Origin of the sequence: Paenarthrobacter sp. OM7, from assembly GCF_029873575.1 — a bacterium.
GTDB lineage: Bacteria > Actinomycetota > Actinomycetes > Actinomycetales > Micrococcaceae > Arthrobacter.
Genome location: NZ_CP123579.1, coordinates 2,088,603 through 2,115,139 on the forward strand (window position 1 = coordinate 2,088,603; position 26,537 = coordinate 2,115,139).

The 26,537-nt window shown below is 59.7% G+C and carries 27 protein-coding genes; 12 read left to right on the plus strand and 15 right to left on the minus strand.

Going from position 1 to position 26,537, the window contains the following annotated elements; all coding sequences use genetic code 11:
• Positions 1-881: 881 nt before the first annotated feature.
• The 4 genes from QEH68_RS09625 to QEH68_RS09640 all read left to right on the plus strand — a co-directional run bounded on the left by QEH68_RS09625 (position 882) and on the right by QEH68_RS09640 (position 6,593).
• The gene (locus QEH68_RS09625; RefSeq protein ID WP_280627787.1) at positions 882-2,831 is read left to right on the plus strand and encodes a hypothetical protein; all 1,950 of its coding nucleotides are present in this window, start codon (positions 882-884) and stop codon (positions 2,829-2,831) included.
• Between the two features lie 562 nt (positions 2,832-3,393).
• Positions 3,394-3,846 (plus strand): hypothetical protein, encoded by a 453-nt coding sequence (locus QEH68_RS09630; protein ID WP_280627788.1) that lies wholly within the window; start codon positions 3,394-3,396, stop codon positions 3,844-3,846.
• Between the two features lie 1,203 nt (positions 3,847-5,049).
• Positions 5,050-5,865, plus strand: a complete 816-nt coding sequence (locus tag QEH68_RS09635; RefSeq protein ID WP_280627789.1) for a hypothetical protein — start codon at positions 5,050-5,052, stop codon at positions 5,863-5,865.
• A 347-nt stretch (positions 5,866-6,212) separates the two neighbouring features.
• Positions 6,213-6,593, plus strand: coding sequence for an STAS/SEC14 domain-containing protein (locus QEH68_RS09640; RefSeq protein ID WP_280627790.1), 381 nt, complete (start codon positions 6,213-6,215; stop codon positions 6,591-6,593).
• A gap of 103 nt (positions 6,594-6,696) precedes the next feature.
• Here QEH68_RS09640 and QEH68_RS09645 read toward each other — a convergent pair whose 3' ends face one another.
• Positions 6,697-7,134: a GNAT family N-acetyltransferase gene (locus QEH68_RS09645; protein WP_280627791.1), complete on the minus strand. Its 438-nt coding sequence runs from the start codon at positions 7,132-7,134 to the stop codon at positions 6,697-6,699.
• A 770-nt stretch (positions 7,135-7,904) separates the two neighbouring features.
• Between QEH68_RS09645 and QEH68_RS09650 the strand changes: the two genes are divergently transcribed.
• Together QEH68_RS09650 and QEH68_RS09655 are read left to right on the plus strand one after the other, a co-directional pair.
• A complete protein-coding gene (locus tag QEH68_RS09650) occupies positions 7,905-8,627 on the plus strand; it encodes a GAF and ANTAR domain-containing protein (RefSeq protein ID WP_280627792.1) in 723 nt (240 codons plus the stop codon).
• A gap of 132 nt (positions 8,628-8,759) precedes the next feature.
• The gene (locus QEH68_RS09655; RefSeq protein WP_280627793.1) at positions 8,760-9,023 is read left to right on the plus strand and encodes a hypothetical protein; all 264 of its coding nucleotides are present in this window, start codon (positions 8,760-8,762) and stop codon (positions 9,021-9,023) included.
• Position 9,024: 1 nt separating this feature from the next.
• Here QEH68_RS09655 and QEH68_RS09660 read toward each other — a convergent pair whose 3' ends face one another.
• Both QEH68_RS09660 and QEH68_RS09665 read right to left on the minus strand, forming a co-directional pair.
• Entirely contained in the window at positions 9,025-9,987 is a 963-nt protein-coding gene (locus QEH68_RS09660) for an alpha/beta hydrolase (protein WP_280627794.1), read from the minus strand.
• Between the two features lie 31 nt (positions 9,988-10,018).
• Positions 10,019-10,735 carry an alpha/beta hydrolase gene (locus tag QEH68_RS09665; RefSeq protein WP_280627795.1) on the minus strand — a complete coding sequence of 239 codons (717 nt, stop codon included), beginning with the start codon at positions 10,733-10,735 and terminating at the stop codon, positions 10,019-10,021.
• A 267-nt stretch (positions 10,736-11,002) separates the two neighbouring features.
• Here QEH68_RS09665 and QEH68_RS09670 point away from each other — a divergent pair, with 267 nt between their 5' ends.
• Together QEH68_RS09670 and QEH68_RS09675 are read left to right on the plus strand one after the other, a co-directional pair.
• On the plus strand, positions 11,003-13,240 hold the full coding sequence (locus QEH68_RS09670; protein ID WP_280627995.1) for a tetratricopeptide repeat protein: 2,238 nt from the start codon (positions 11,003-11,005) through the stop codon (positions 13,238-13,240).
• A 945-nt stretch (positions 13,241-14,185) separates the two neighbouring features.
• Positions 14,186-14,476, plus strand: coding sequence for a hypothetical protein (locus tag QEH68_RS09675; protein ID WP_280627796.1), 291 nt, complete (start codon positions 14,186-14,188; stop codon positions 14,474-14,476).
• 148 nt (positions 14,477-14,624) lie between these two features.
• Here QEH68_RS09675 and QEH68_RS09680 read toward each other — a convergent pair whose 3' ends face one another.
• From QEH68_RS09680 to QEH68_RS09695, 4 genes are all read right to left on the minus strand, one after another.
• Positions 14,625-15,014: a hypothetical protein gene (locus QEH68_RS09680; protein WP_280627797.1), complete on the minus strand. Its 390-nt coding sequence runs from the start codon at positions 15,012-15,014 to the stop codon at positions 14,625-14,627.
• Positions 15,015-15,191: 177 nt separating this feature from the next.
• Complete coding sequence (locus QEH68_RS09685; RefSeq protein ID WP_280627798.1) at positions 15,192-15,584, minus strand: hypothetical protein; 393 nt, start codon at positions 15,582-15,584, stop codon at positions 15,192-15,194.
• A 119-nt stretch (positions 15,585-15,703) separates the two neighbouring features.
• Positions 15,704-16,993 (minus strand): alpha/beta hydrolase, encoded by a 1,290-nt coding sequence (locus QEH68_RS09690; protein ID WP_280627799.1) that lies wholly within the window; start codon positions 16,991-16,993, stop codon positions 15,704-15,706.
• The gene (locus QEH68_RS09695) at positions 16,893-17,720 is read right to left on the minus strand and encodes a hypothetical protein (protein WP_280627800.1); all 828 of its coding nucleotides are present in this window, start codon (positions 17,718-17,720) and stop codon (positions 16,893-16,895) included. Before QEH68_RS09695 ends, QEH68_RS09690 begins: the two co-directional genes overlap by 101 nt.
• Before the next feature lie 99 nt (positions 17,721-17,819).
• Here QEH68_RS09695 and QEH68_RS09700 point away from each other — a divergent pair, with 99 nt between their 5' ends.
• The gene (locus tag QEH68_RS09700) at positions 17,820-18,050 is read left to right on the plus strand and encodes a helix-turn-helix domain-containing protein (RefSeq protein ID WP_280627801.1); all 231 of its coding nucleotides are present in this window, start codon (positions 17,820-17,822) and stop codon (positions 18,048-18,050) included.
• A gap of 25 nt (positions 18,051-18,075) precedes the next feature.
• On the opposite strand, the gene QEH68_RS09705 is transcribed toward QEH68_RS09700, so the two are convergent.
• The 7 genes from QEH68_RS09705 to QEH68_RS09735 form a co-directional block, all read right to left on the minus strand.
• Positions 18,076-18,198, minus strand: a complete 123-nt coding sequence (locus QEH68_RS09705) for a hypothetical protein (protein WP_280627802.1) — start codon at positions 18,196-18,198, stop codon at positions 18,076-18,078.
• Positions 18,199-18,362: 164 nt separating this feature from the next.
• Positions 18,363-18,632 (minus strand): hypothetical protein, encoded by a 270-nt coding sequence (locus QEH68_RS09710; protein ID WP_280627803.1) that lies wholly within the window; start codon positions 18,630-18,632, stop codon positions 18,363-18,365.
• 161 nt (positions 18,633-18,793) lie between these two features.
• Complete coding sequence (locus QEH68_RS09715) at positions 18,794-18,919, minus strand: hypothetical protein (protein WP_280627804.1); 126 nt, start codon at positions 18,917-18,919, stop codon at positions 18,794-18,796.
• 208 nt (positions 18,920-19,127) lie between these two features.
• Positions 19,128-20,510, minus strand: a complete 1,383-nt coding sequence (locus QEH68_RS09720) for an MFS transporter (protein ID WP_280627805.1) — start codon at positions 20,508-20,510, stop codon at positions 19,128-19,130.
• A 42-nt stretch (positions 20,511-20,552) separates the two neighbouring features.
• Positions 20,553-21,791 (minus strand): FAD-dependent oxidoreductase, encoded by a 1,239-nt coding sequence (locus QEH68_RS09725; protein ID WP_280627806.1) that lies wholly within the window; start codon positions 21,789-21,791, stop codon positions 20,553-20,555.
• 3 nt (positions 21,792-21,794) lie between these two features.
• Entirely contained in the window at positions 21,795-22,118 is a 324-nt protein-coding gene (locus tag QEH68_RS09730; RefSeq protein WP_280627807.1) for a 2Fe-2S iron-sulfur cluster-binding protein, read from the minus strand.
• A gap of 34 nt (positions 22,119-22,152) precedes the next feature.
• Positions 22,153-23,469 carry a cytochrome P450 gene (locus QEH68_RS09735; RefSeq protein WP_280627808.1) on the minus strand — a complete coding sequence of 439 codons (1,317 nt, stop codon included), beginning with the start codon at positions 23,467-23,469 and terminating at the stop codon, positions 22,153-22,155.
• 113 nt (positions 23,470-23,582) lie between these two features.
• On the opposite strand from QEH68_RS09735, the gene QEH68_RS09740 reads away from it, so the two are divergent.
• From QEH68_RS09740 to QEH68_RS09750, 3 genes are all read left to right on the plus strand, one after another.
• Positions 23,583-24,515: a LysR substrate-binding domain-containing protein gene (locus QEH68_RS09740; protein WP_280627809.1), complete on the plus strand. Its 933-nt coding sequence runs from the start codon at positions 23,583-23,585 to the stop codon at positions 24,513-24,515.
• Between the two features lie 407 nt (positions 24,516-24,922).
• Complete coding sequence (locus QEH68_RS09745) at positions 24,923-25,084, plus strand: DUF5129 domain-containing protein (RefSeq protein ID WP_280627996.1); 162 nt, start codon at positions 24,923-24,925, stop codon at positions 25,082-25,084.
• A 96-nt stretch (positions 25,085-25,180) separates the two neighbouring features.
• The gene (locus QEH68_RS09750) at positions 25,181-25,801 is read left to right on the plus strand and encodes a glycoside hydrolase family 3 C-terminal domain-containing protein (protein WP_280627810.1); all 621 of its coding nucleotides are present in this window, start codon (positions 25,181-25,183) and stop codon (positions 25,799-25,801) included.
• Between the two features lie 162 nt (positions 25,802-25,963).
• Here QEH68_RS09750 and QEH68_RS09755 read toward each other — a convergent pair whose 3' ends face one another.
• Entirely contained in the window at positions 25,964-26,536 is a 573-nt protein-coding gene (locus tag QEH68_RS09755; protein WP_280627811.1) for a flavin reductase family protein, read from the minus strand.
• Between the last annotated feature and the right edge of the window lies 1 nt (position 26,537).

The window sequence follows — 26,537 nt, forward strand, 5'->3', positions numbered from 1 at the left end:
GGGCACGCGTGCCGATGAGCCTGGTGCTGCTCGCGCTGGCCACTTGCGTAGATGGTATGGGGTGGGAGCTAGGCAAGATCTCACTCAGCCTTGCTATCTCGGCGATGTGCTCTGAAGTGAAGACGATCTTTCCCTTGCCCAGCATGCATGGGGGAAGCGGCCTGCCGCGGCGCCGTCCCGGAGCCATCCCTCACTGCAGCGCATGAGGGCCGCGGGCTTCCGCGGGTTCAAAGAATTCCAAGTCCATACCAGTCCGTTCGTCGAAAATTGCGCTCTGGTATTCCATGTGACCTTTTCCGGCGAAGACATGACGTAGGGCGCCAGCGCTTCTGAACAGCTCAGAACCGAACCAGTTCACCTGGAGGTGCATGCGCATTGTGAAGCAACTCCGCTCCTCCGTGGCCTTCGCCCACGTCTATTGGTGATGGAATTAGAGGTGGCAACCCAATGACGGTCTTATGTTTGAATCATGTACCGAGGGCTATCGACTGGACGTCATACGTACGAGTTGCTGCCGGAGTGAGCCCGGGCTTCGTCCGTGGGCGAGTTGATAGGCCGTTGGTTCTTACCGCACTCCCACCACTTGGTTTTGCCCGAAGGATGCCCCGCCCGTCGTCCATCATGCTGGGGACGAGCAATCGCGGCTGTACTGACATATCAAAAGGCTTTTGGCAAACTTCTAGTGCAGTTCCGAGTCTCAGGTCGTTCGTAAATGACCTACGAAGTAGAATCAGTTCGGCGAATACCTGGACTTCCTGTTCTTCGCCGTGTTCCGCTAACAGGTTAGAGCGGCTCGTGCCGGTCGGATAGATATCGATGTAGACATCTGCACTCCAGTAGGGTCACAAGTTATTTCCAACTCATAAGGAACCTAGAACATCTTGGACAGTGAAGAACTAAATCTAGTGAAGTTCTATGGCCCGACAGACCTCGCTTCGGCGTGGCATTTTGACCGTATCCAGGAGATAATCGCTAAGTTTCGCTCTGGTAATGGGCCACTCACGACCGTTAGCGCCATTGAACTCTATAATGTGTATCTGTACATTGACGCAGGCCTCCTGCCTGCGACGTTCAGCCCAGAAGAATACGCGGCTGTCCGGGCTCTTCGTCCTAGTCTTCTTGCGGCAGTCTCCCGATTCTTCTCACAAATTCAAGACTCAACTGTGACATCGCAAATTTCTGATGTCGGTTTTCTCTACACTACTGAGCTAGTTGAGCTCTTGGGACGAAATAAGGCTTATGACCGTTGTGATCCCGAACTGATGATCAACGCGCTGACCCTGGCAGGGGTCAATCTAGCTACCATGCTGGGTAACAAGAAGCTGGTTACAAGCTATGAAAGTCATATTCGTGAAGCCCTGCTTGATGATCCTAAGAACGCAGAACATCTCGTCCGGAAGTACCTGCTGAAGGATGCATCGTCTGATGTGCATCTCCCCAAGTCGTTCAGTGCTTCTGACAGTCGGGATCTTCTGTCGGGATACCTAGACAGTGCCGGTGCGAATTTGAACTATGTGCGGTTGATCGAGACGGCTCCCATCGAACCCCATACTGGCATCGACGCAAAGCTAAAGCTCAAGGCGAAGCGGCGGGCGGCGCTAATGGTTGAGGAACTTTTCAAGGAAGAATCTGCATTAAGAATAAGAACTGGCACGGAAGTACGACTGTCTGACTCTCAACGAGAACCAGTTCATATGGAACTGGACGACATGGTGACCACGTTCACGTATAGTCGGAGTTGGCTGGATGAAACTCTTGACATGGCCAGCATCTTGAATAATTTTCAGCACTTGTTTGAATTTGCTGATCACCAGGTCTTACTAACCCTTCCTTCCTACACATCTGAACTTGGCGTCTTTGAAAGGCTTATCACGACTAGCGGACGTAAGGACTACCTGACCGGTGCCGCCTTTAATGCTAAGGATGTTAGCTCGCTGATACAGACCCGTCTGTATCAGGATTTCCTGGCGTCCAAGGATATTGGGCTGGAGGAGGTCATTGCTTGGTTCTTTGCAGAGTACTTGCCAAGCGAATTCGGGGTCGAAAACTTCTCCTTTGCCCCATCAGCGGCAGGGTCTTCATACCTTGAGAAAGCCCGTCACCTCTTTGCGGAGATGGAAGGCATCGTCAACCAGTTCAAACTCTTCGTCCAAGACGGCGAAGTTGACAGAGAGCTGCTCGCACTGACGTCAGACCCAGTAGCTTACCGTGAGATTCCTAGTTTGCTTGAAGGCAAATACGTGTATGCGACAGAGCATGATGAGATTTCCGGAATACTTCATACGCTTTTCTCTGACCAGTCCGGCCTGACCTACATCAACAAGACACTGCACGATTCCAGCGCTGTTCGGCTGCTCCTGCGTAACAGAATTTCGTATGCCGACTTTGCCGCTCACCAGCAGCGAACCGTCGACGAGTTAATTCGTTTGGGCGTGCTGGAAAACACGGGCACGCGCGTGCAGTTCGTTGAGCAGCAGCAAGTGGAGGTACTCCGCAGACTTTACGACACGCAGGGCGCCGCATATCATCGCCTCCCACAGCAGGGCCGCGACTATGTCGATGCGATCGAAGCGCGAGGGTGGGTATCGCGGGGGTCCACGTTACTGACGGAGTCTGAGGCCAGCTACTTCAACTACTTGTTGAACAAGGCTGAGTTTAGCAACGGACCAGAGCTTCGGAACAAGTATTTGCATGGCTCGCAACTGTCTTCAGCCAGTGAAGCCGAGCACTTCCAGACCTACCTCACGGCACTGAAGCTCATCATGTCTTTGGTGATCAAAATGAACGATGAGTTCTGCTTGTTCTACCCAGAAAAGGGCGCTCAGGATTAGTCCAACCGTGCGTTGTCGGCCATGCGAGGGGACTGCCCCGGGCAGTCCCAGATGGCATGAAGGCGTTCCAGTTCGGAGGACTTTGACCGTAACGCTGTTGCGAGCCGGTCAGTGCGTCGATCGCCGTCTATAGGCTCGCTATGTGGTTGATGTCCGTAGCTCTGCTTGTTCACACCAGTTCATGTGGTCTGCACGTACACTCCGCATGATTTCCCAGCGGACTCGCCTTGGATGCCAGAGGTGTGAAGGGAGTGGTGACGGAGCCGCTGAAGGACCCTGCATTACGAAGACTAAAACCGCAAAACCAAGAGCGATCTGCTACTTAATTCCCATCACACTGCGTGTTCCACTTCCAAGGAAATGGGACAGGAAACTGTGTAGCGTTTAGGCACCTTCACCGGGCATTTGCGGGCGAGTCTTACAGGAATCCGGGAGGCCTGAAACCGCGGGTACCTTTGGCGGACGTTAGACGTGGCCGGTGGGGGACCGCCAATCGGGCGTCAGTACAGGGCGGGCAAGGCGCTTCGGAAGTACGCGAATAGGGCGCTGATAGACTCCTGAAGTGCAAAAGCCATCACGGTCGACCAGAGAGCTCCGCGGTGCGGCAGGGTTGCTCATCGCACAGGGTGTCCTGATGGAGGGCCTGGTATTCGTCGGACTTTTGGTGCTCTTGGCCCTAGGTGTCGCCCAGGACGTCATTACCCGGAACGCGCATATATTCGCCCTGCCATACCTGCAGGACAATCTCTATCTCATGATGACGATGAGTGGAGTCTTCGCTGCTCTCCGGGTGACTGGGGGCATTGCCCTCTGGCGGGGCCGCCTTTGGGGCCTTGCACTTTCACTCGTCAACTGCGCAGTCACGCTTGTTCTCATGATTTTCCTCCTGCCCGCCGGAATCGCTGACGGGTTGCTGTCAGGTGCCGCGCTTGTGCTCATACTTCACGGATGGCTCGGAACTCGATCCGTCAGCGGGGCCAACTTGCAATCGGATCTTGAGTCCAGCGTCCGCTGAGGGATCCTCTACCGGACGGCGAACCGAGTTTGGCCTGAAGTCGCGCCATCGGGCGCGAAGAGAAATCGCGGCTGAAGGAAAGCGATCTAGTGAGCCGTGGTTCTCCTAAGGCCTAACGGCACAAGACCGAAACTTCATCAACCGAGCGAATTTCGGCGCCGCCCCTGCCACCGGGTTGATATTCGCACCACTCCTCGGCGAAGGCTTGTACGGCAACCCAAACTATAGGGACGGATGCTGCTACAACGAGGATCATGGCCAAGCCCGCCCATACCACGTTTTAAGGGCGGTGACGCTTCGTCGCATCATCACGAATGCCACTAAGCCGGCCAAAAAGGTTGCCAGAACGGCGCTGACTTGCAGCGTCTGGTTCGGCGTTGCCCCGGTCCCGGTGAGTACAGACGTGATGGTGGCCCCAGCGACAAGAGCGGATAGAATCGCGGGCAGAACTGCCAGTAAGCAGAAGATCGTAGTCAGGACCACTGCTGGACGTGGTCGATCGGGTCTTACCCTGGCAAATTCGGTATCCAATATTCCCCCAACTGTTCGTTGCCCGACGCTACCAGACGACCGCCCCACACTCTTCTGTACCAGGCAGCTCACTCCGTCCCGTAAGCGGTGGCTAAAGAGCGTCTCCGCGTCCGATTGAGGATCCCCTCACGGGCACCCGCGCGGCATCGAACGGTAGCAGAGAATTCTTGGTTGACAATCAAATCCGGGGTGGGGGAGTGTGCCTGTCAATGAGGTCCCACTTCCAAGGAAATGGCACATCCGACTGCACCGCCAATATCGGGTGACGTGCCTGTCTTGTAACTAACGATGATCACCGATCTCGAAACACTTAGTCGCAAGACTCGCCGGGGTTCAGAATGGCAAGCTGCGCAGGGGAGCAGAGCTACATCAGTGAGACGCCTCTTATCCCAAGGTTTACGAGAAGTGAGCTACAGCCAGGTCTCATTGGCTGGTTAGACTCGGGCGGTGAGAGCTGCCGCAATATTGGCGTTTCCTCGCCGCTGCTTCAGGGCGCTCCTGTCATTGCGGGGGTTGCATGAGTCGAAACTCATGTCCATCCAACTCTCATTGTCACGGGTTCTCTACCGGAGGAGACTGAGGCGACGGCATCCCATCTCGGACCGCCTGCGAGGCCACCCGGCTGCGGGGCCTCACAGTAGCTTGTAGTGGCCTGGTGGATCAATGATTTCCATGACACCCATCGAAAAGGCCGCTCAGCGGTCACGCCATCTCTTGCCCTTGCTGACTATCGCACTGATTGGATGTCTCGGCGGGTGCGAGTATGAGTCCGACGACGCATCCCTGCCGTCTGCCAGTTCTCCGATGACGGAGGCTCGCACGGTCCCACCGCTGCCTGAGAGTCGCGACCCTCGCACGGTCCCACCGCTGCCTGAGAGTCGCGACCCTCGCACGGTCCCGCCGCTGCCGAAGAGAGGCGATATCGACGCCGGCACATATCTAGTCCCCGTCGACGGCTACAAGGAGCCTTTCGAGATCACCGTTCCAGGCGGCTGGTCTGCTCTCGACGGCAACAGCCTGGGCAAGGATGACCCGGATCACCCGGCTGAATGGGCCGTCCACCTGACCCTTGGGTCCGCGTTCTATGTGTCGATGGACGCATGCAACTGGAGGGGTGCCCTTGCCGATGTCGGTCCTGCGGACTGGGCCTTCACTAGGGCTATGGCGGCGCAGTCATCAACGGCAAGCACTCCTCCTGTCAAGATCATGGTGGGCGATTACCCCGGCTTCGAGTTCGACCACTCCGTCGAGGGCGACGTGGACATCCCGGCCTGCGACAGCGGCAAGTTCTGCATCCACTCAGAAATGATGTACCACTGCACACACTGGTACTCGACTCAGAATGAACACGAGACCTACCGGGTGGTCGACGTGGAGGGCCGACGGGCTGTCGTTGCGGTGGGCTATATCGACGAATCGATCAATCCGGAGCTGATAAGAGAGGCGCGCGCCGTTTTCGACTCGATCGTGTTCAGGTCCTTCAAATGACCAGCTGATCCGATAGGCGATCCCGCCCGCGGTCTCCGACTCCTTCTCTGAACCCACCAAGGATGTCGCATAGGCTCAGTGTCTCGAAACGCTGGGGTTTCGAGGCGAGTTCGAGCGGGCGCCGGAGGAGGTTGCCTGCTGGCCCCGCACTAGCCCTGGGTGAGTGATTCGAGGCGACACGGAGCGGCGCAAAAAAACCGCCATTTATCGCCAACATTCACAGGCAGGGGAGTGTCCCATTCCGGATGTCCACTTCTAAAGGAAGTAGAACACTCAATAGTGCGGCGTCTAGGGTGCCGCGCGCTTGAGGAAGCGGTTATTCTAGGCTTCACTGACGAGGGGGAGCTATGGAACCAATCACTGTGGACGTCGGCAAGGGCACGCTGGGACTCGATTCGGAGGGAGTTCTCCACCTTGTGTGGAAGCCGTCCACTGTTCTCGAAGCTGACGATGTCCATGCAGCGATGGCAATGGTTAATGAAGTAGCCGGCGGTGCCGAGTACCCGATGCTGATCGACATAACGAACACCAGGGCCGTAACGCGTCCAGCCAAGTCCGTTTTCAGTACGAAGTGTGCTGCGTCGCGAATTGCCCTGCTAGGTTCCAATCCCGTAAATCGGGTTATCGCAAACTTCGCTATGGCACGCCGGACCCTCCCATGTCCCACCCGGTTCTTCACCTCCCACAGTGAGGCCATGACCTGGCTTCGCGGTAGTCCGCTCCCCTAACTCCACTGGGGACAGAGCATCCCAACCCTTGCGTGCCATACCAGGGGTGTGGGACGCTGCGGGTGAGGTGGCAGCCCACCCCTGATTGAAGACGCGTTTTAGCTCAACTCTGCCTGAGGTTTGCCTGTCGGAACTGGTAGAACAGCTCGGGGTCGCCTTCGTCCAGTCCGAAGACGATTCCAGAGGAGACCCATCCGCGGCTTGCTAGTAGGCGCTGCATGGGCTGGTTCGACAGATTGGTCGAAGTGAAGAGCTTTGTTTCCCGCTCCGCGGCCTCGATGTCACTCATCAGCAAGTGACCGATGCCGGCCTTCCTGTGTTGCTCGCCGACCAGGATGAGTACTAGGAAGTCATTGCCGAAGAATGAGGGCTCCATCGCCGTGTAGCCTACTGGGGAGCCATCCTCGGCGGCCACTCTGACCGAACCGGACTCAAGCCATTTCCAGAGTTCCTGCCGCCTGCGGGTGTCCTTTTGCGCGATCTGGTCAAGTCCTACAAGCTCCTCGAACTGTTCTGTGGTGCCGGTTTCAATGGTTGCCATGTTCTTCATCCCATCACGCAAAGCGTCTGGTTCCGCCTTCGGGACTGGGGAAGTTTGGGCTGCAGCGTTCCAGTCCCAAGGAAGTGGGAGGCCCGGCCGCCCCTCTGACCCGGAAGGACCGGCATCTGCTTGGAGGCAGCCGGGTCGGCGTTGATTCTTGATGGAATCTTGAGGTGTTCATTGCTCTGTCTGTGAGGTGAAGCGGCCATGCTTGAAGCGTCTGGCGGAAGCGTAGGCGTACTGGGTGGTCGGTCTAGCAGTGGGCAGGCCACACCAGCTACCGTGCCGCAGCTGGTCACAAGGACTGCTGACTGAGCATCGGCACCCATGTCTTGGGCCGATGGGCGGTGGGATCATGGAGGCACGGTCAAGCAATCGTCACGGCAGCCCATGCCGGGGAGCGCCCCGCCGCGGTTTCACAGGATGTGCAGAGGCTTCCTTTGCATAACCCCGCTACCCAGCAAATGCTCATTGTAGGGAAGCGACGGGAGGCCGCCGAAGCCAAGCTGGAACAGCGGCTCCGTGCCGAGAACCCCCCCAGTAACGCCCGACGGGTAATCCTCACCTCGGAAGGCGACCGGCGGGAGGGCCTCGGAGGGCCTTCTTAGGGCTTATGGAATTCCTTGCTAAATTACTCGCAGAGTTTTTCCCAGCTGTTGCTGCCGGCCGCTGTTCCTGGCACCCGTCAGGAGGTCCTGAACATCGGCAGGAACTGTCCTTCGAATGTGTATCTGTTGTGAACGGCGGTGTTCAGGTTGGATTCTGGTGTTGTGGAGGATTGGTCCGCCGATGCTGAGCAATTGGCTGATCTGCTTGTTGCTGCAGAAGACATCAAAGTGTTCCTCGATGGGCTCGCGGTCTTAGGAGCTTCGGTGATGTCGCGGGTTACCGAAACCCGTATCGAGTGCGCAGTGACGCTGGAGCGGCGCAAACGAATCTCAACAATCGGCGGGAGCAGCGACAAAGCGATGGTCCTGGACAGGATCGAGCAAACCCTGGGGGAGGGGCCCTGTGTGGAGGCGCTGACTCGCGATCGCCCGGTCCTTCTTGAAGACTCCCTGTCATCACCGCAGTGGAGCGAGTACTGCCAAGCCTTAAGCGCGGCCGGTATGCGCAGCACTCTGGGCGTCCCGATGGAACTGGAACAGGGTGCCTCCGCCGTTCTGAACTTCTTCGCGCCAATCCCGGGCTCTTTCTCATCACGGGCCGTCGCGAGTGCGTTGACCTTCGCGGGAGTTGCCGGCAAGGCGCTCCGGCTGGCGGTCCGCATCACCGTCTTGAACGAGAACGCGGCTGACCTTGACGCTGCCATGACCAACAGGTCAGTTATCGATACCGCATGCGGGGTGATCATCTCCCAAAACCGGTGCACACCCCAGGAAGCGTTCGATATCCTCCGCAAAGCTTCCAACGACCGGAACCAGAAGCTGCACGACCTGGCCCGAATCCTGGTAGCCGGGGTCCCCGCCCACCAACAAGCACAGGAAACGTAACCGGAACATGGGCTTGATACTAAGGGAAGAAATGCGCCATCCCTTGGCAGGTGGTGGGTGCCCTGAAAACGGACATGGAAAGGGGCGGGCGTGAGGCTTACGGTAAAAATAAGGAATGCCACGGATGGTCGGATGGACCTTCAAGTCCTGGAACTGCCCGATCTTGAGGTCTCTGTGCAAGGCGTCCGGGAGATCCCCGAAACGGTCAGGGATGCCATGGCAGGACTCACCGGTCGCCAGCCGACCAATTTATCCGGCAAAGGGAGAGCACAGGGAGTTTTCACTGGACAGAACCGCAGGAACCGACTGCACATCCTGCAACCGCCGGTGGGCTGGCTGGTCAGCCTTGCCAAGCCAGCCCTCGGCGCCCCGGTAGATCAGCCGTGCAGGGCCTAAATCAGTTGTGCAGCGCGGTTTTTAGAACGTTTATAGCCTGCCCCACAGCCGCCACAGCCGCATGTGTGTCGTGCATCGAATTGACCATGACGAAGTCGTGGATGATCCCGCCATAGCGGACCTGTGTCACTGGGACTGAAGCGTCCCGCAACTTGGCAGCGAAAGCTTCCCCTTCATCACGCAACACGTCTGCACCCGCGGTGATGACCAAGGCGGGTGGAAGCCCGGTGAGTTGTTCACAACTTGCGCGAAGGGGGGAAACCGTGATCTCCGCTCGCTCGGCCTCACTGGTGGTGTACTGGTCCCAGAACCATTTCATGCCCTCACGCGAAAGGAAGTAGCCCTCGGCAAACTGGTCGTAGGACGCTGTATCAAAGTTTGCGTCAGTCACCGGGTAGAACAGCACCTGCTGAAGGAAGGTCACGTCACCGCGCTCTTTGGCCATAAGAGTCAGCGCGATGGCCATGTTGCCACCAACGGAGTCACCTGCGACCGCCATCTTGGATCCGTCCAGCCCTTTTTCGGCTCCGTGAGCGGCCACCCACTGGGCCACTGCATAACTTTGCTCGTTGGCAACCGGGTATTTGACGTCAGGAGATCGGTCGTACTCCGGGAACACCACGGCGGCGTCGGCTCCGACTGCGAGGTCGCGGACCAGGCGGTCGTGCGTATGCGCGTTCCCGAAGACCCATCCTGCACCGTGCGTGTACAGGATGACCGGAAGTGCTCGAGTGCTGCCCTTCGGCCTAACGATCCGGGTGCTGACAGAACCCGTCGGTCCGCCGGACACGGTGACCCATTCCTCATCGATCTCGGGTTTCCAGATGCCGGCATCCTGGACACCGTCTACGGCTTTACGGCCTTCTTCCGGTGTGAGCTGGTACAGGAACGGCGGGGTGCTGGTGGCATCCACGAATTCCTGGGCCTGCGGTTCAAGGGAGATGTTGTGCGGGTTCCCGCTCATTTGATTGTCTTTCTCTGGGTTCTGATACGGACTAGGCCAGTTCGTCGATGGCTTCAATGATGAACGTCGCAACCTCGTGCGGGTGCGTCATCATGACCAGGTGCGGCGCGTCGAGTTCCAGGACCTTGCGGACATTGGCGCGCTGGTAGCCGAAACGCTCCACCTCCGGGTTGATGGTGTGGTCCGCGCTTGAGACGATGCCCCAGGCAGGCTTGGTTTTCCATGCAGCGACCGGTGCCGCCTCGCCAAAGGCGATTGCCGAGAGAGGTCGCTGGGATACGGCGAGAACGCGACTGATTTCCTTGGGGACCCCTGCGGCGAAAATGTCCGGGAACGCTTCCGGCTGGACTGACACATCGGTTCCGGGGTCCGAGCCCTCCACCGGGTACGGCGAGTACACGAGGTTGGCTGAAAGATCCGAATCGGGGAAGCCACCCTGCAGGGCACCCAGGCTTTCGCCTTCTTCCAAGGCGTAGCCGGAGACGTAAACCAGACCCACTACGTTCTCAGCCACGCCTGCAACGGTGATGACTGCGCCGCCATAGGAGTGGCCGGCAAGCAGCACGGGCCCTTCAATCTGTTCCACGAAGGACCTGATATAGGCGGAGTCTCCTGTCAGGCTGCGGTTGAAGACTGGCGGAACGGCAACGTCGTATCCCTCATCGAGCAGTGCGCGGGCTACGGGCGCCCAGCTGGCGGCGTCAGCGAATGCGCCATGCACCAGAACAATAGTGGGGGTTTTGGACACGGGGTCTCCTTCTGTTTGGGCTGGCGGGTACTCGTCATGAGCCCTCTGCCAGTCCACAGCATTGTGGTGGTGGGCACCACGAAGAAAGCACGCAGAACGGGAATTTAGTCGCCCGCAGCTAACCTTATGTAGTTGTGGCCACGTGGATGTATGTCATGCGGGCGCACTCTTGCCGGCACTGGCATTTTTCGCTGGCGGAGATCGTTCCGAAGGGGTGGCAGTGCGTCTGTCTGTTCAGCAGTGGTAACAACGGCTCGGCCTTTGGCAGTGCTGCTCCGCGAGTACCGTGAACGGGCGGTATTTTCGCTCGAGCACCTCGCTGAAATTTCGGGCGTCAGTGACCGAACCATCAGCGACATCGAGCGCAGTGTAAGCACGGCCCCTCAACGCCGAACCCTCCTAGCCCTTGTCGCTGCGTTGAACCTCACCGAGTCCGAACGTGATGAATTTCTGCGCGCCGCCCGTCTCGGAAAGGTGACCACGGGTTCCGGCGGTAGATCCGCCTCGCTCGAGCCGCGTCGACTCCCCGACTTCACTGGGCGAACCTCCGAAATAGCGCAGCTACTGGCGTTTCTTGATGCCCGAACCGCCACGGGGCGGACCGTCGCCCCGGTGGCCGTAGTGCATGGTGCCCCCGGCATGGGCAAGACGGCACTGGCTGTGGAGGCACTGCATCGCCGGGCGTCGAACCCGTCAGTTGCTTTCTTTGTGGACCTGAACGGACTCGACGCCATCCCGCTGACACCCCTGCAAGTTCTCCAGGCTCTGCTCAAGCAAGCCCTGCCGCCAGGCAGGCTCATACCAAAGGCTCTCGACGCCGCGGCGTCGCTCTGGCGCGAAGTTTCACGGAACTCTCCAGCAGCGGTGTTGCTGGATAACGCCGCCAGCGAAGCCCAAGTTCGTCCGGTCCTCACAACGGGACACAAAGGGGCTGTGGTGGTGACGTCGCGCCGAAGCCTTGCCGGACTGGAAGGAGTGCGAAGGTTTCCTCTCGGGCCCCTCCCACCGTCCGACGGCGAAGCATTCCTTGCGGAAATGCTCGCCCTTGACCAAGGCAACGAGTCTTTACGGGAGTTGGCCACTTTGTGCGATCACATCCCGTTGGCGTTGCGAATAGCAGGCAACCGCCTGGCCAGCCAGCCGTCCTGGACCGTGAGGGACTTTGTTGATCGCCTCACTTCCGAGGAACGCCGCCTGCGCGCGTTGGTGGCGGGCGATCTGGCAGTCGAGGCGGCGTTCAGTTTGTCCTACGCCCACCTCACGGGCGAACACCAGCGACTTTTCCGGAATCTCTCCCTCCTCAAAGGCACATCTTTCAGCGCTCCCCTGGCCGGAGCGGCGATGGGCGCCGGCAGCTATGGTGCGGTGGATGTGGAGGAAGGTCTGGATGAATTGGTTGATTTGGGGCTGGTGCAAGCGCTAACAGGCAATCGGTACCGTCTCCACGATTTGTTGAGGCTCTACGCAGCGGGTCGGCTCCGGGCAGAGGCGAGCACCCAGGAGACTGCGGCCCTGCGCGCTCATCTTCGGTCGTGGCTGTTGTCGAGCACGGTGAGTGCAGGAAATTGGTTTGAACCCCACCCCGTGGCCGGCATCATCTGCAGCACACCTGGCACTGCATTCGCCAGTTCAGCTAAAGCCAGGCAGTGGCTCCAATCGGAAACTTCAGATTGGTTCGGGGCCTATCACGATGCCGTTTCGATGGGGGAACACGAAAAGGTTGTAAAAGTCGCTGAATCCTTGCACTGGTTCGCCGGGATTTGGGAATCATGGGGCCAGTGGCATCGGCTGTTCACGGATTCCGTGTCATCCGCGGCTGCGCTGGGTGACAAAGCACGCCTTTCAGCTCATCTCGGATACTTATCTTTTGCTTTCAACAATGAGCGGAAGGACCACCAGCGTGCATTGGAAACGGCGCACCTCGCCCTGGACGCCGCTACAGAGGCAGATGACCCCGCGTATCAGGGCTGGGCTTACCTGTACATTGCCTTGAGCCAGAGGGGCCTCGAAAGGATTCCCGAAGCAATGACCAGCGCAGATCGGGCGATCTCCCTCTTTGAGGCTGTCGGGGAGATTGAGGGCCAAGCACCCGCTTTGATGCTCAAGGGCAGCATCCATCAGTTGTGGGGGCAACTGGACACTGCAGTTGATGTGGCTACAGGGCTTCTCGCATTGACCAGGAGTAGCCAAATGCCACCCAACGTTGCAGACTTCATCGAGTTCTACACCCTGCAGTTGTTGTGCGGCTCGTTGCACAGTCTGCAGCGATATGAGGAGTGCCTTGAAGTAGCAGGGGAAGCATTGGCTGTAGCCGAGGAGATGGAGTGGCACTTGGGGCGCGCTTCAGCTCTCTATCACCGCGGGAAAACCTACGACGCCCTCAACAGGCGCGAACAGGCCGCGGAGGATCTCTCCCATGCGCTTCGACAGGCGGCGTACGCTGGAGACGTGCGACTGGAATCCGCCATTCGGGAGATGGCAGACGGGGTGAAGGAGAGGTTATAAACGCCCAGTGGTTTCGTCGGTGAGCTATGAACAGCTACGGTGAGATTCCGTTTACACCGTGAGCGGCCTGAAGATCCCACAGAGACACGGGAGGACGTAGTGCTGGGCCCGAGTAGATCATTGCCCTTTTCCTGATGCTGGCGGCACAGGAGCTGTGGCTGTTCCAGCGCCCTTACTGCGACAGTGGCACAAGCGCTGGCCGCGCGGCTTCGCTAATCTATTTGGCCCACACTCGTGGCCGGAGGCTATTACTTAAACTACGCGGAACAGATCCAGCAGGGACAAGGGACGGCATACCTGACCCGGGTGGTCCGAGGGTGTGTTGGCGTACCAGCAAAGGTCATAAAAGAAGTGTGGACAATGTTCACACTATCCACCCCGGACTGGCCCGTACACCCACCGGATTGGCCCGGATTCCGCATGTTTCCGCCACTTCCCAGTGTTCCCAAGGCCTTGGAATCCCGTTCGAGTCCCACCTCGGGCACGGCATACCCCCTCGTCGGAGGGGGTTTTTGCTTTAACGTGTTGACAATTGTTGACAGGAGCCTCCGATGTGGTGCCGGCATGTGCCTGGCCGCCGGTTGGCCTGTTCAGTTGTGGAGAGCGGGTTCAGAGCCGTGGCTGGGTGGCCCTCCGCTGGCAGTGTATGGGGGTTGTACGTCTCCTTTCTCGGGTCGTCCCGTAGGTCGTGGTTGTCCTACACCTCTTCATGGGTAGGGGGAACGAGCGAAACATGACATCGAGATCATGCGTCGATTCCAGCCGGCCTGGGCTCGTGCCTGGAGAGAGGGGGATGGGCCAGCGGTGTTTGCGCTGGCCCATCGGTGCCAGCTGCGGGGGATTGTCCCATTCGATGACGAGCCGGTCGTTCAACGGCGCGAGAAAGTCGGAGGGTCGCAGATCAAAATACCGCTCAGACGTAGTACGTTCAGCGATGATTTCGCCGTGGTTCTCGAAGGCACCCCACAGTCGCGATCGTTTTTGGCCGTCGGCGGCAAGGATGATCCAGTATCGCGGTGGGACGGCAGGGAAACTGCGCGGCAAGACACTCTGCTCCCGGGTGTAGGTAAGAACGCGTTCGGGCGTCAGGTCCTCGGGGCCTCGCAAAGCCTGGGGATCGCTAGGGCTGAAGGTGTGCCGGATGACCAGGATGTCTTCCAGCTGCACAACTGGATCGTGGTCCGCGCCCATGCCAACGAGAACATGACCAAGGGTCAGAGCTGCGCGGGGGGGTGACTCCGGCAGGAGTTGCAGCGTTCTCATGGAAGCCGAGGAGTTCAAGATCTGGCACGTGATCACTGTAAGTCATCGTGGCTTAGCTTGTGGCTCTGCTGTCATCTGCGACCAGAGCTCACTGTGGCCCGGCACGTCATGGTCAGCTCGGCTATCCCTGGCTCTGCGGATCAGGAACGCAGCGGCTATTGCCATCGACTACTGTGCCAAGGTCGCCCGTGTAGAGCTGGATAACTAAGCCATCTGGTCCAAAACCATTAGTCATGATGAGCTTGTTTGTGGTCGTAGATTGATCAAAGACCTTTACGCTGTACCCGCGGGACTCATAGAAATGTTCGACTTTCTGCCGAAGTGTCTCCCGCTCGGTGGCGCTGAGGGGTCCCATGGTCCGCGCACCAGCGAACGACTTGCCGTTTCCGGTTCCCTGGAAGCTGCAGTAGCCACCTGCCGGAACATCCTTATTGGTCCAATCGCCCGGTGCCATCGCTTGGATCTCGTCGAGGAGTCCGAAGAACTCCGTTTTGGCCTCTCCCGGTGTCATGGTTGCCCCTTTCCCGTCATCGGGAAGTGTGTTCGTTGCGGTGGTTTGAGAGGGTGATGGGGCAGTATCAGTGCCTTTGCCCGGAGACGCGGGGGCGCATCCGGACACGAGCAGCAGCAGGACGGCACTGGTGGAAAGGACGCGCCAGTACCGGTGGACCTTGTTGGTCACTGCTTGCTACCGGAATTTGCCCTCGGGATCCGGCGCGCATCGGGTGTTGCCGCCGAGCGTGGTGCCGAAGCTGCTCGTTCCAAGCTGCATGGAGAACTTGCCATCGCCAAAGCCTGTGGACGTCTGGTCTCGGTTTGCTCCCGAGGGCTGGGTTTGTACAACTCTTAGCCCTTTGCTCTCAAAGACTTCCGTTACCGTCTTATGTATGGCTTCAGCCTGATCTTCTGAGATCACGCTGCGTGTACTGTCAAAGCTGAATTGAGTCCCTTCAATGCCCTGGGGCAGATCGCAGACATCCCCCGGTGCCTCTGGTGCAACTTTCGTCCAGTCGCCAGGGGCGAGAGCTTGAATTTGTGTGAAGATGTCGAGGTATTCCGTGCGGGCTTGTTCTGGTCCCATAGTCTGCTCCGCGGTACTGGTAGGTGGGTTGGTGCTCGGCGTAGTTCCACACCCAGTGAGGGCAGCGAGGATGGCAACGACAAGGCCTTGGATGAGAAATCTTCGCGAAGACATGGTGATCATCGTTTCACATTCGTAAGTTGGTCACTCAAGCCCAAGGCGATCTTGGCTTGATTGCTGCTTGACTCTGTGCCGCGATCAAAATATCCATAGACGCCGTCCTTGCCGCCGGTCTGTCCGTCGTGGGTTTTGGTGGGGTTCTCAACGGTGCCATCGGGCGCGGTGGTGCCGTTCGTGCCGAAGGTGACGGCACCGAATCCGGGGTCTTCGGTACTTCTACGCTGCCAGCCGAGCCCATGCCCGACCTCGGCTATGTGGTCCCAGTCGTAGGTTCCCCGGTATACGGTGCCGCCGGGGTTCAGGTGGAGATCGTTCACGGAGGTCACGTTGTCAGGGGCTCCAACGTCACCGACGAGAACGAGGTTATCGACCGGCAGCTCGGTTTTGGCTGCTTCCATGGCGCCGAGGGAACCCATGGAGTGCCCGACGGCGGTTGTCCTGGCAGTGTTCTCGAGGTTCTGATGAACGGCGTTGAACCCTGTCACGTCGTTGCGAAGAGCAGGACCCACGACTTTTGCCTGGTCATTGCTGAACACACCCAGACCCTGGGCCGGCTCAACACCAATCCAGGCAACAACAGCGATTCGATCAGGATCAATTCCATTACGTGAGGCGAGGGCACGCTGATCAAGCCTTTGATCCTTGGCCTGTTTGGTCTTGGATGCCATGTCTTTGCCGATGGTGGTGTCCAGCCCGGGGAGCTGGTAGGTGACGTGCTTGGCGGCATCGAGGTCTCCCACGGAAATAGATGCACCGAACCCGGTCTCCGACCCTGTCCCGAGACCAAAGGGAGCGAAGCTGATTAGTTGCCGGATGTCGGATGGATCCTGAGGATTGGTTTTCGGCCTGCCCTCGCTGTCGTAGAGCGATTCCCAGACTTTGTTGATCATGTCTTCCTGGGAGCCTTCATCGACTTTTCCGCCGCGCTCTTCGCGGTACTTTTTCCAGCGGTCGTGCATCTGCAGCAACTTTTTGCGGTTGGCAAGGTTCCGGGCTGTCGCGGTGACACCGTTCAGGTTCCCTAAAACGTCCGGAAGTTCATCGATCAGGAGCTGCTGTTCTTCACCGACGGTGACTTTCCCAGTGGCAGGCTCGACGGTGTGGCCGAGACCAGACCACCACGTGGCTGTCGCTACGGGGTCCAGTCGTGGTTGGGTCAGGAGTTCTCGCAGCCGGGCGGTGCCACCATTACCCAGCCAAACCTTCAGTTGCGCGGCACTCATGGTTCCGAGGTCGTTCAGGCCCACTTGGTTTGGTGCTGCGTACTGGATGAAGAGTCCGTTGAGCATGCTGTCCGCTATAGCGCCGCTGCCGGCTGTTTCGAATGCAGTGGCGACCTGCTATCCAATCGGCGTCTGCTGCGTTCGCGGCGAGGAGCTGCTCAAAACCAGCAACAAACGATTCAGTCTCGATGGTCACCCAGGAACACGATGCTGTGAAACCGCTCCAGGCATTCCGGACTGCGACAAAGTGTGAGTTCAAGGTGTTCGTGGCAGTCCGGGATACTGATGCGAAGCCGCGCAGCTTGCCCGGGTCAGCCGAGGTGATTCCGGTTCCCGGCCCGCCGGCGAACCGGGGCCGGTCCCGCGGAGAAAACACAGCTGAAACAGCCGGTGCAGGGACCGGCGTGCTCTCGGGCATCGGGTCCAGGACCATGGTGGCGACTGTCGCGGATGCTTCGGCGATGTTCCCGGAGAGCAGGTGCTGTTTACGGATATTGTCGCGTTGCTGCCAGGCATCCATGTTCTTTTGCCGGGCTTTCTCTTGCTGTGCCCTGTGCTTGGCCTCGCCGACGTCCTCGGCCAGAGCCGCGAGGACACCTGCAAGCTTGCCGCGATCATCGGACCTGATGCCGCAGACGTCCTTGAACAAGCGCCCGTAGCCGCCGTTGAAGTCCTGCACTGCCCGCTCCACGGCCCCGTGCAGGAAGCCTCCCTCGGCACGCAGAACCTCGTCGGCGGAGTTCGCGGCACGGATCAGCGCGTCGGCCGCGCCGTCATCAAAAGCAATTCCCATGCCCGCCCCCAACCCAGAACAATAAATCCAATGACTAGCATAACTGCTGATTGCTTCTCTTGAGGGTCTACGCAGCCGGACGGTTTTAAGGATGGACGGGTGTCCGACAAAAAGAAGAAGCGCCGGTTCCTGACTATTGAACAGGTCGCCCAGGAACTCAATATCTCCGTGAGCCAGATCAGGACGCTGCCGAAAGCCGGGGATCTGCGCGGCATCCAGGTTGGAGGTAGAAACATCTGGCGCATTGCTGCCGCGGATGTCGAGGACTACATCATTGCGGCGTACACTCTGACCGCCGAGAGGATTGCCGCCGGCGAGCTGCCGGAATGAGTGCCTGGCCTATCCATCAGCGATGTCACCAGATGTCCCAAACGACTCCGGCGAACCAGTCGGCTGTGTTGGATCCGGATTCCTCGTCACCCAGCGGTTCCAGCACGCACAGCAGGGCCCGGGCGAATTTTGCACCGGAATTTCCCAAGATGAGCTCCGCAGCGGAGCACAGTTCCAGTTAGGTCAGGGGACCATGCAGGTCACGCACATCCGGAAAGGGTGTGCCACCGATGATCTTCTTGAGTTCCTGCCTGACCGCCTCTGCGCGGCGGGGTCGCCGTCGTATTAGTCCTCCCAGAACCCGACCACCTGTCAGGTGGCGGTTGCGAACACCGGCATGACGCCCTCATGGATGCGGGCCTCCCAACTTTCAGGCACGCTTCCATCCACGGTGATGAACGCCGTGGAGTCGAACCAGGCAAGACTGTGACCGTTGTCGGTGAGACGCTGCAGGTCAACACGGCGGCCTGCATGAGCGAGCTGTGAGACGACGTGGTACTCAGCGTCGATCGTCAACCATGAAATTGGCTCCAGTGTTGTCCGTTCGTCGTGGGTGAGGACCGGACTGTATTTGACCTTCATGGTCTTTCGTCCAGCGGGTCGGCGAGCCAGCCCAGCAGCTGTTCCTGTTCATCGCCAGGCATCGGCAAGGTCGCCTGCTCGACCCAGAGTACGGTTCCCACGGCGCAGACCCGAAGACCCTTGAACATTCGCAGCTCATCACCGGGCCGTACTTGCTCCGGCTATTCGAGGGCTGTCAGGGACGTGGAGTCCGCGACCCAAGGCTCGTGGACGCGACGCTTCAGGTCCAAGCGGCGGTTCAGGCCCAACTCCTGCCGGGCCAGCTCTCGCCCCTGGCCCTCGGGCAACGACTCCTGGTCCGCTTACGTGTCAGCGCGGGGCCATCAAATTCCTCGGCCTCCCTGCAGAGGTCGTCAAACACGGTCGGGAGAACGAGCTCACGAGTTGCATCATGGCAAACCCCGCGAATCGGGTCCAGGTACTGCAACCTTACAAAGCCCTGCGGGCTCCCGGCATAGTGTGGAGAGCCCGCAGGGTTTGGTGTGCTCTATGTCGCTAGATGGTCGCTTTGTCGTAGGCCCGTTCCCGGCGCTGGTCGAAGATGGTGGCTCCGACTTCTTGCTCGGCTTGGTTGTTGATCGAGAGGTCTATGCCTGGCCTGTCCCGTAGGATCAGTACCGCAATGACAGACAGTATGGTCATGCCGAGCAGATACAGCGAAACCGCCGCGCTGCTTCCGGTGGATTGTATGAGCGCTTGGGCAATGGTTGGTGCGAATGCCCCTCCGAGGATGGCCCCGATCGCGTAGGAGATGGATACTCCGGAGAAGCGCACTGAGGCCGGGAATATTTCGCTGTACCAGGCTGCCTGTGGCCCGTAGCTGAGTCCCAGACCGATGGTGAACAGGCCTAGCGCGAGGTAGAGCATGGGCAGCGAACCGGTGTCGATGAGCCAGAACAGCGGGAAGACCATGAGTGCCTGGGATCCGAAGCCGATCAAGTAGGTGCGTTTGCGACCGATCTTGTCGGCGAGGTAGCCCGAGAGAAGCGTGAAGAGGAACCACATGGCAGCGGCGAAGGTGATCGCAAGGAGTACGTCGGTGCGGTCCAGGCCTACTTGACTGGTGGCGTAGCTGGGTATGAATCCTCCTGTAGCCATGTAGCCTGCTGCGTTGTTTCCTGCGAAGACAAGTGCGGCGAGCAGGACCAGTAACCAGTGTTTGCGGAACAGTTCGGCGGCCGGGACTTTGGTCTGCTGTTTTTTGGTGGCGATCTCCTGGAATACGGGGGATTCGTCGACGGCGCGCCGGACCATGTATCCGACGGCGATCAGAACGATACTGAGCAGGAATGGCACGCGCCAGCCCCATTCGATGAAGGCTGTTCCCGGGGAGACCCATCCGGTCATGACGGCGGTGACTCCGGAGGCCAGTAGCATGCCCAGCGGTACGCCTAGTTGGGGGAAAGCTCCGGCGCGGCCACGGCCATTGCGTGGGGCGTGCTCGACGGCCATGAGAACAGCGCCTCCCCATTCGCCGCCTGCCGAGATGCCTTGGAGAATTCTGAGGAGCAGCAACATGACGGGGGCCAGGATTCCTGCAGTTTCGTAGGTCGGGAGGATACCGATGAGTGTGGTGGCGGCTCCCATCAAGATGAGTGTGAGGACCAGCATGGGTCGACGGCCGATGCGGTCGCCAAAGTGCCCGGCTAGGAAGGCTCCGAGCGGGCGGAAGAGGAAACTTATCCCCACGGATGCGAATGCCAGCAAAAGCCCGATCGATTCCCCCGCAGGGGCGAAGAACACCTGGGCAAAGACGAGACCGGCGGCTGTGGCATAGATGAAGAAGTCGTACCACTCGATGGTGGTTCCGACGATGGTGGCGAAGGCGACGCGTCGTTGCGTCTTTTTCGCCGCGGCGTCGGTTGATGCACTGGGCATGGTTTCTCCTGCGTTGGGTGAGGGTGGTGTTGAGGGGGAATGCTATGCGGGGTTTAGCAGAGCCTGCTTTGTATGTGCTTTCAGGCTGAAACCTGGAACCTGGGCTTCTTCGGGTGATGGTCCCAGGCCTGCTGATAGAAGTTTCCGGGCAGCCATGTGATCTGCTGCGGCATTCACGGATTCGACTGCTACGAGTTGGCCGTCCCGGTGGCAGAGGACCGAAAATTTGGCTGTAGCGGGGTCGCCGATGAGTGTGGTTGTGTCATCGGCGCTGGACATTCCGGCCATTTGCAGCCGCAGTGTGCCCTGTGTTGACCAGAACCAAGGTGTTTCTTCGTAGTGGTCCGATGCGCCAAGGACGACCTGTGCTGCGTGACGCCCGTGCGCCGCTGCGTTCTGGACCGACTCGAGCCGGGTTCTGGTCCGGGTATGGGGGTTCGGGTAGTTGGCGCAGTCGCCGATGGCCAATATCCAAGGGTCTGAAGTTCTCAGGTACTGGTCCACCACGATGCCGTTGTTTGTTTCCAGTCCGGCCCTGGCGGCAATCTCGTCGTTGGGGATGATGCCCACACCGACAACAACGAGGTCAGCCGGGTAACGCCGATTTGTGGTGGAGTGGGCGGCACAGACTCCGCCATCAGGGCCAGCCTCGAAACGACTGATGCCTTCACCCAGGCGAAGCTCGATACCGTTTCGTTGGTGCGCGTCGGTAAACCACTCGCTCATAGCAGGGGTCAGGGCCCGGGCCATGGGGCGGGAGGCAAATTCCAACACAGTCACGGAGCATCCGTGGGCTCTTGCGGCTGCGGCGAATTCCAGGCCAATAAATCCTGCTCCAATGACGACGATGTCCCGCGCTTGAGTGAGAGCGGCGTGCAGTTCTTCTGCGTCCCGCAGAGTCTTCAGGCTGTGAATGCCTGTCGCCTCCGCTCCGGGACAGGTCAGTTGACGGTTGCGGGAACCAGTGGCCAGCACAAGGTGGTCGTAGGGAAGCGCAGTCCCGTCCGAGATGGTGACGGTCTTGTTGTCCCGGTCGATGTCCGTTGCGGAGACACCGCTGCGCAGGTCGATGTCGTTGTCGGTGTAGAAGGAGGCCGGCCGCAGTGGCAGGGGCACGGGGCTCCCGCCCGGAGCCAGGTAGTCCTTGGACAGTGGCGGGCGCTGATAAGGCAGGCACCCTTCCTCGGCGAGGATGGTAATGCTGTCGGTATATCCGCCGGAACGGAGAGAGTCGGCCGTTTGGATGCCGGCTTGGCCGCCTCCGATGATGATTACTCCCATGGTTTAGACCTGGTCCGTGGGAATGTCGACGATGATTGCGTCAAGGTGTGCGCCGACACTCACCTGGCATCCGAGGCGGGACTGGCTTGTCCGTTCTGCCGTGGTGCAGTCGAGCATTTCGTCTTCGTCGTCGCTGAGACCGGGCAGGGCGTCCTCGAATTCGGGGCGAACATACACGTGGCAGGTTGCGCACATGGCTTGACCGCCGCATTCGCCGACGATGCCTTCAACGCCATTGGTGACCGCAGCTCGCATGAGAGACGTCTCTTCCTCCACGGAGACGATGTCGGATTTTCCGGTGGGCTGTACGAAAGTGATGGTTGGCATGATTCTTCCTTGGAGTGCTGGATAGGGGTGGGTTTCAGTTCCACAGGACTGGCATTTTGGTCAGTCCCCGGAATACCCAGCCGGCGTCGATAGAGGGGTTATCAGGGTCCAGCCGCAGACTAGGCAGCTTGTCGAAGAGCGCGGGCATCGCCACTTGAGCCACTTGGGCACGGGCGACCCACGTCCCGGCGCAGAAGTGTGCGCCTCCACCGAAGCCAAGGTGCGGCTTCTTTGGCCGGTGGATGTTGAACGTGTCCGGGTCGGTGAACACGGCAGGATCGCGGTTTGCGGCGCCGAGCACGACGCCCAGCCGTGCGCCGGTGGGGAGGCGCACACCTTCGAGGACTATCTCGCGGGTCGTCTGCCGCGGGTACATCCCGATGGGCGCGACCCAGCGGACAGACTCTTCGAAAGCGACCGAAAACAATTTTGGGTTAGCCAGGACGTCGGCCAGTTGGTCCGGGTTGGTCAGCAGGGCCCAGACCGTTGTGGCCAGCACGTCGCGGGGCTCGTTGAGGCCCCCGCCGATGGTCATCTTGAGGTTGGCCCGGATCGACTCCAGCGGAATAGGCATGGACGCCAGCCCCGAGAGCAGCGATGGATCGGGGTTCTTGCGCAGGTACGGGATCATGTCATCAATGGCCGCGTCTACCTCTTTGGACGATGCTTCGCTCTTGGTCCAGACGGAGGCGTCGTCGGCATAGTTGCCGGTGCCATCGATCATCGTCTGGCTCCAGCGCTGGAAGTCCTCCTGGGTGGAGTTGTGGAAGCCACAGATCAGCCTGAGGTTTTCTGCCGCGTAGGGAGCGGCGTAGTCCCAGACGAAATCAGCGCCCGGACCCTTGGCGGCGAGCTCGTCCAGGTACTTGGTGTTGTTCTTTTCGAAGATCGACGCCCAATGATTCTTGATCGATCCGGGGCGCAGCGTGCTGCCGTATGAGTCCCGGTCCACTTTGTGCTCCGGGTCGTCTTTGCGCAGCATTGAGTGGCCCATGGCCCGCTTCATGAGTGAACCGGATTCGTTGGCGGAGTAAGTGTCCGCGTCCTGTTCTATGGTGTGGCAGGCAGCGTAGCTTGTGACCATGTAGCGGTTCACTGCCGGCACCCAGTGCACTGGTGCCTCTTCACGCATGCGCCGGTAAATAGGGAACGGGTTGCTGTACAGATCGGGAATGGATACCCAGTCTGCTAGAGGGGCCTCAATGAGTGCCTCGGCAGTTGGGGAATCTGAGGCGCCAACGTGGTCTGCTGGAACTGAGGCAAGCAGGGCATTCCGCTCCGCTGTATCTTCGGGGAGCGCCCCAGTGAACGGGCAGCCTGGGGCTTTTGGGGTTCCTTGGGTGATCATCATTGGTCTCCTGGATTCGTGGGCAACTTTGCCTGAACTCAGTGTGGAACAGAACACATCCCCGGTAAAGTACAAGTATCTGCGATATATCCACGGTTTTAGCGAGGAGGAAAAAGGTGGCTCGATACACACTTCGGCAGCTCGAAATATTTGTCAGCGTGGCGGAACACGGCACCATGACCGCAGCTGCGGACACCCTGCTCATTTCGCAATCGGCAGTCGCAGGAGCAATCAACGCACTTGAGCACGCCTTCGGAGCGCAGCTGACCATAAGGCGCAAGGCTCACGGCGTGGCACTGACCGCGGCCGGACGTTACGTCCTGGACCGCGCCAAAGGGCTGCTCCATGCGGCCACCGATTTGGAGCTTCACGCCGCCGACGCCGGAGCTGAGTTACGCGGGTCCCTGACGTTGGGCTGCTACGGGACACTGGCGCCTACCGTACTGGCAGCGCTCATCGACAACTACAGTAGGCGGCACCCCTACGTCGACCTCGACTTTTTCGTCGGCCCGCAATCAGACGTGCAGGAAGGGCTCAAGTCCGGAACGTTGGACTTGGCCATCGCCTACGACCTGTCACTGCCCAATGGGCTGCGGGGCCAACGACTCTTCGACACTTCGCCGGCCATCGTCTTGGCCGCTGACCATCCACTCGCCATTTACCCGACGCTGCGCTTGGAGGATGTCGCTGACGAGCCGATGATCCTCTTGGACGTCTACCCCAGCCGCGAAAACACGATGATGATGTTCTCCAGCGCGGGTCTGGACCCAAACATCCGGTTCAGGACCTTGGATTACGAAGTGACCAGATCGCTGGTAGGACGCGGAATGGGTTACGCCATCCTCGTGCAGCAACCAGCCTCCAACCAATCCTACGAAGGGCGACCACTCGCAGTTCGACCTATAAACCCCGCGGTGCGCAGCGTTCCCGTTTCCCTCATCTGGCCAGCTGCCATAAAACAGTCTCAGAGCGTCGAAGCCATGATCACACTCGCGAGGCAGCTGTACACCCCACCGGTCAACGCTGGTTCGAAACACGGAGACATCTGAACGGAAGGTCTGGCAATACTATCCGTCGGACAGTTCCGGAAGCTTCCACAGTACGTACAGCCTGACCGGCCCGTACAGCATCGGCACCGCGCACCCATCGAGCGCAAGGCGATATCTGTTGATGTGCCCTTGGGACCCTGCCACTAGGGCATACCACCGACACCAGAGGCAAGGTTTTCGTTCCATCTCGCCGCCGACTTCCGGAAGTTTGTCGGCGAGCAGCGCCGCGCTGGGAGTAAGTGGGCGGTCCGGATGCAGGAGCAAACCAACTTGCTGTTGCGGGGGACGTCAGCGAAGAGAATGCCGTTCAGCGGGTAGAGGCTGCCGCGGGAAGCCCCATCGGCGCGCTGACTGCCTCAGACGGTCAAAAGTGGGCGGACGGCCTCTTTATCTTCGCCCTTAGCCCCGTGGGGAGACACGTGGGCACGTATATGGGTGAGGACCGGAAGGTATCTCTTGAGCAGCGGGATGATGTTCAGGAGGCGGCCAAAGAACGTCTTCGCGACGCCCAATGGACAGATGGAACCATCGCAGGGGTCCGGCGCGCGGCGCATGGTCAAGGCCATTGAAGCCGGCTGCGACCAGTTCGGTGGAGAGGCCTGCCCCGAAATCCTGGTGGTTTAGTCAAGTCGGGCCGCATCCGGGTTCAGCGCACCGACGAATCCGTGCGACGGTTGCTGAAGGCCGTCGTGGGCAACGCCGAATTCCGTGAGGAGGGCCTCAAAGCACAGACCCGTTCCGTGGTGGCTCTTAAAACTGCAGCGGGTGTCTTTCCTCTGAGGTCCTCGACGCGGGTCTACGTGGAAGGGATGTCCCCTGATGCCCTCGCTGATTGTGCTGTCATCGCAACTGCTCCGGACGATGCCGACGTCGCGATTGTCCGTCTCAATGCCCCTTACGAGCCACGAAATGATCTGTTCCTTGAGGCGATGTTCCATGCCGGGAGCCTGGATTTCGATGCCGCCACCGTTGCGCATACTGAAGAACTCGCCTCGAAAGCACCCGTGGTCCTTGTGATGAACCTCGACCGTCCGGCGATACTCACGCCGCTGGAACCGCACTATACGGCTCTCTTGGCCACGTTCGGAGTCTCCGACGAAGCCCTCGTGCGGGTGCTGGCTGGCAAGGTAAATCCCGAAGGCCGGCTTCCCTTTGAATTGCCCCGATCAACTCAAGCCGTCCTGGAGGCCCACAGCGATGAACCAGGCGGCACCCGGGATCCTCTGTACACGTACGGGCGTGGACTGGGTGGGGTGGCTGTTCCCGCATGTGAGACCGACGGTTGATCTCCAGCAACCGAAGGCGAACCGAAGCGTCGCATGCGTGCAGACCAGGGTGCCCTTCAGGAAGTCGATGGACGCGCCGATGTTAAGGAGGACGACGGCGGGAGTTATGCTCCCGCCGTCGCGCGTCGTTCTGCTTGCTGCCTCGCACTGTTGGCGCGGCATTCAGCCTTCGTGCTTTGAATGCTCGCCCAGACGGTGCCATGAGCGGTTGTGGTAGACCAGAGCGTCGCCGGCCTCGCCCGCTTGGACGTCACGCATCACGCGGGACTCCAGGGCGTGAACGGCGATGATGGTGGAAGTCCCCACCTCCATGCGATTGATGACGGCGCAGCGCACCCACGCCCGGACATCGTCATAAACCGCTTCGCCGGTGGCAAGGGTCGACCAGCGGTGCGTCTGGTCAAAGCGGTCTGCGCCGGGGGTCGCTCCAAACTTCGCCAAGTCGATGTCGTGCGCGTCCAGCAGGTGCACGACGACGGTTTCGGCGCGTGAAAGCACCTCAGAGGCAGAGGACAGTGCCGAGACCGAGAAAATCAGCAACGGAGGTTCCGCACTCACTGACACGACCGACGATACCGTCAGTGCCACCGGTCCTTCGCCGGCATCCGCCGTGATGACGGCGACACCTCCCGGGTGGCCACGGAACAGTGCTTTGAATTCGTCGGCCGAGAGGGAGGACGGGAAGCTTTGCTTCGGAGCCTCGACCCAAGTGTCTGGGGGGTAGGCGTGAAACATG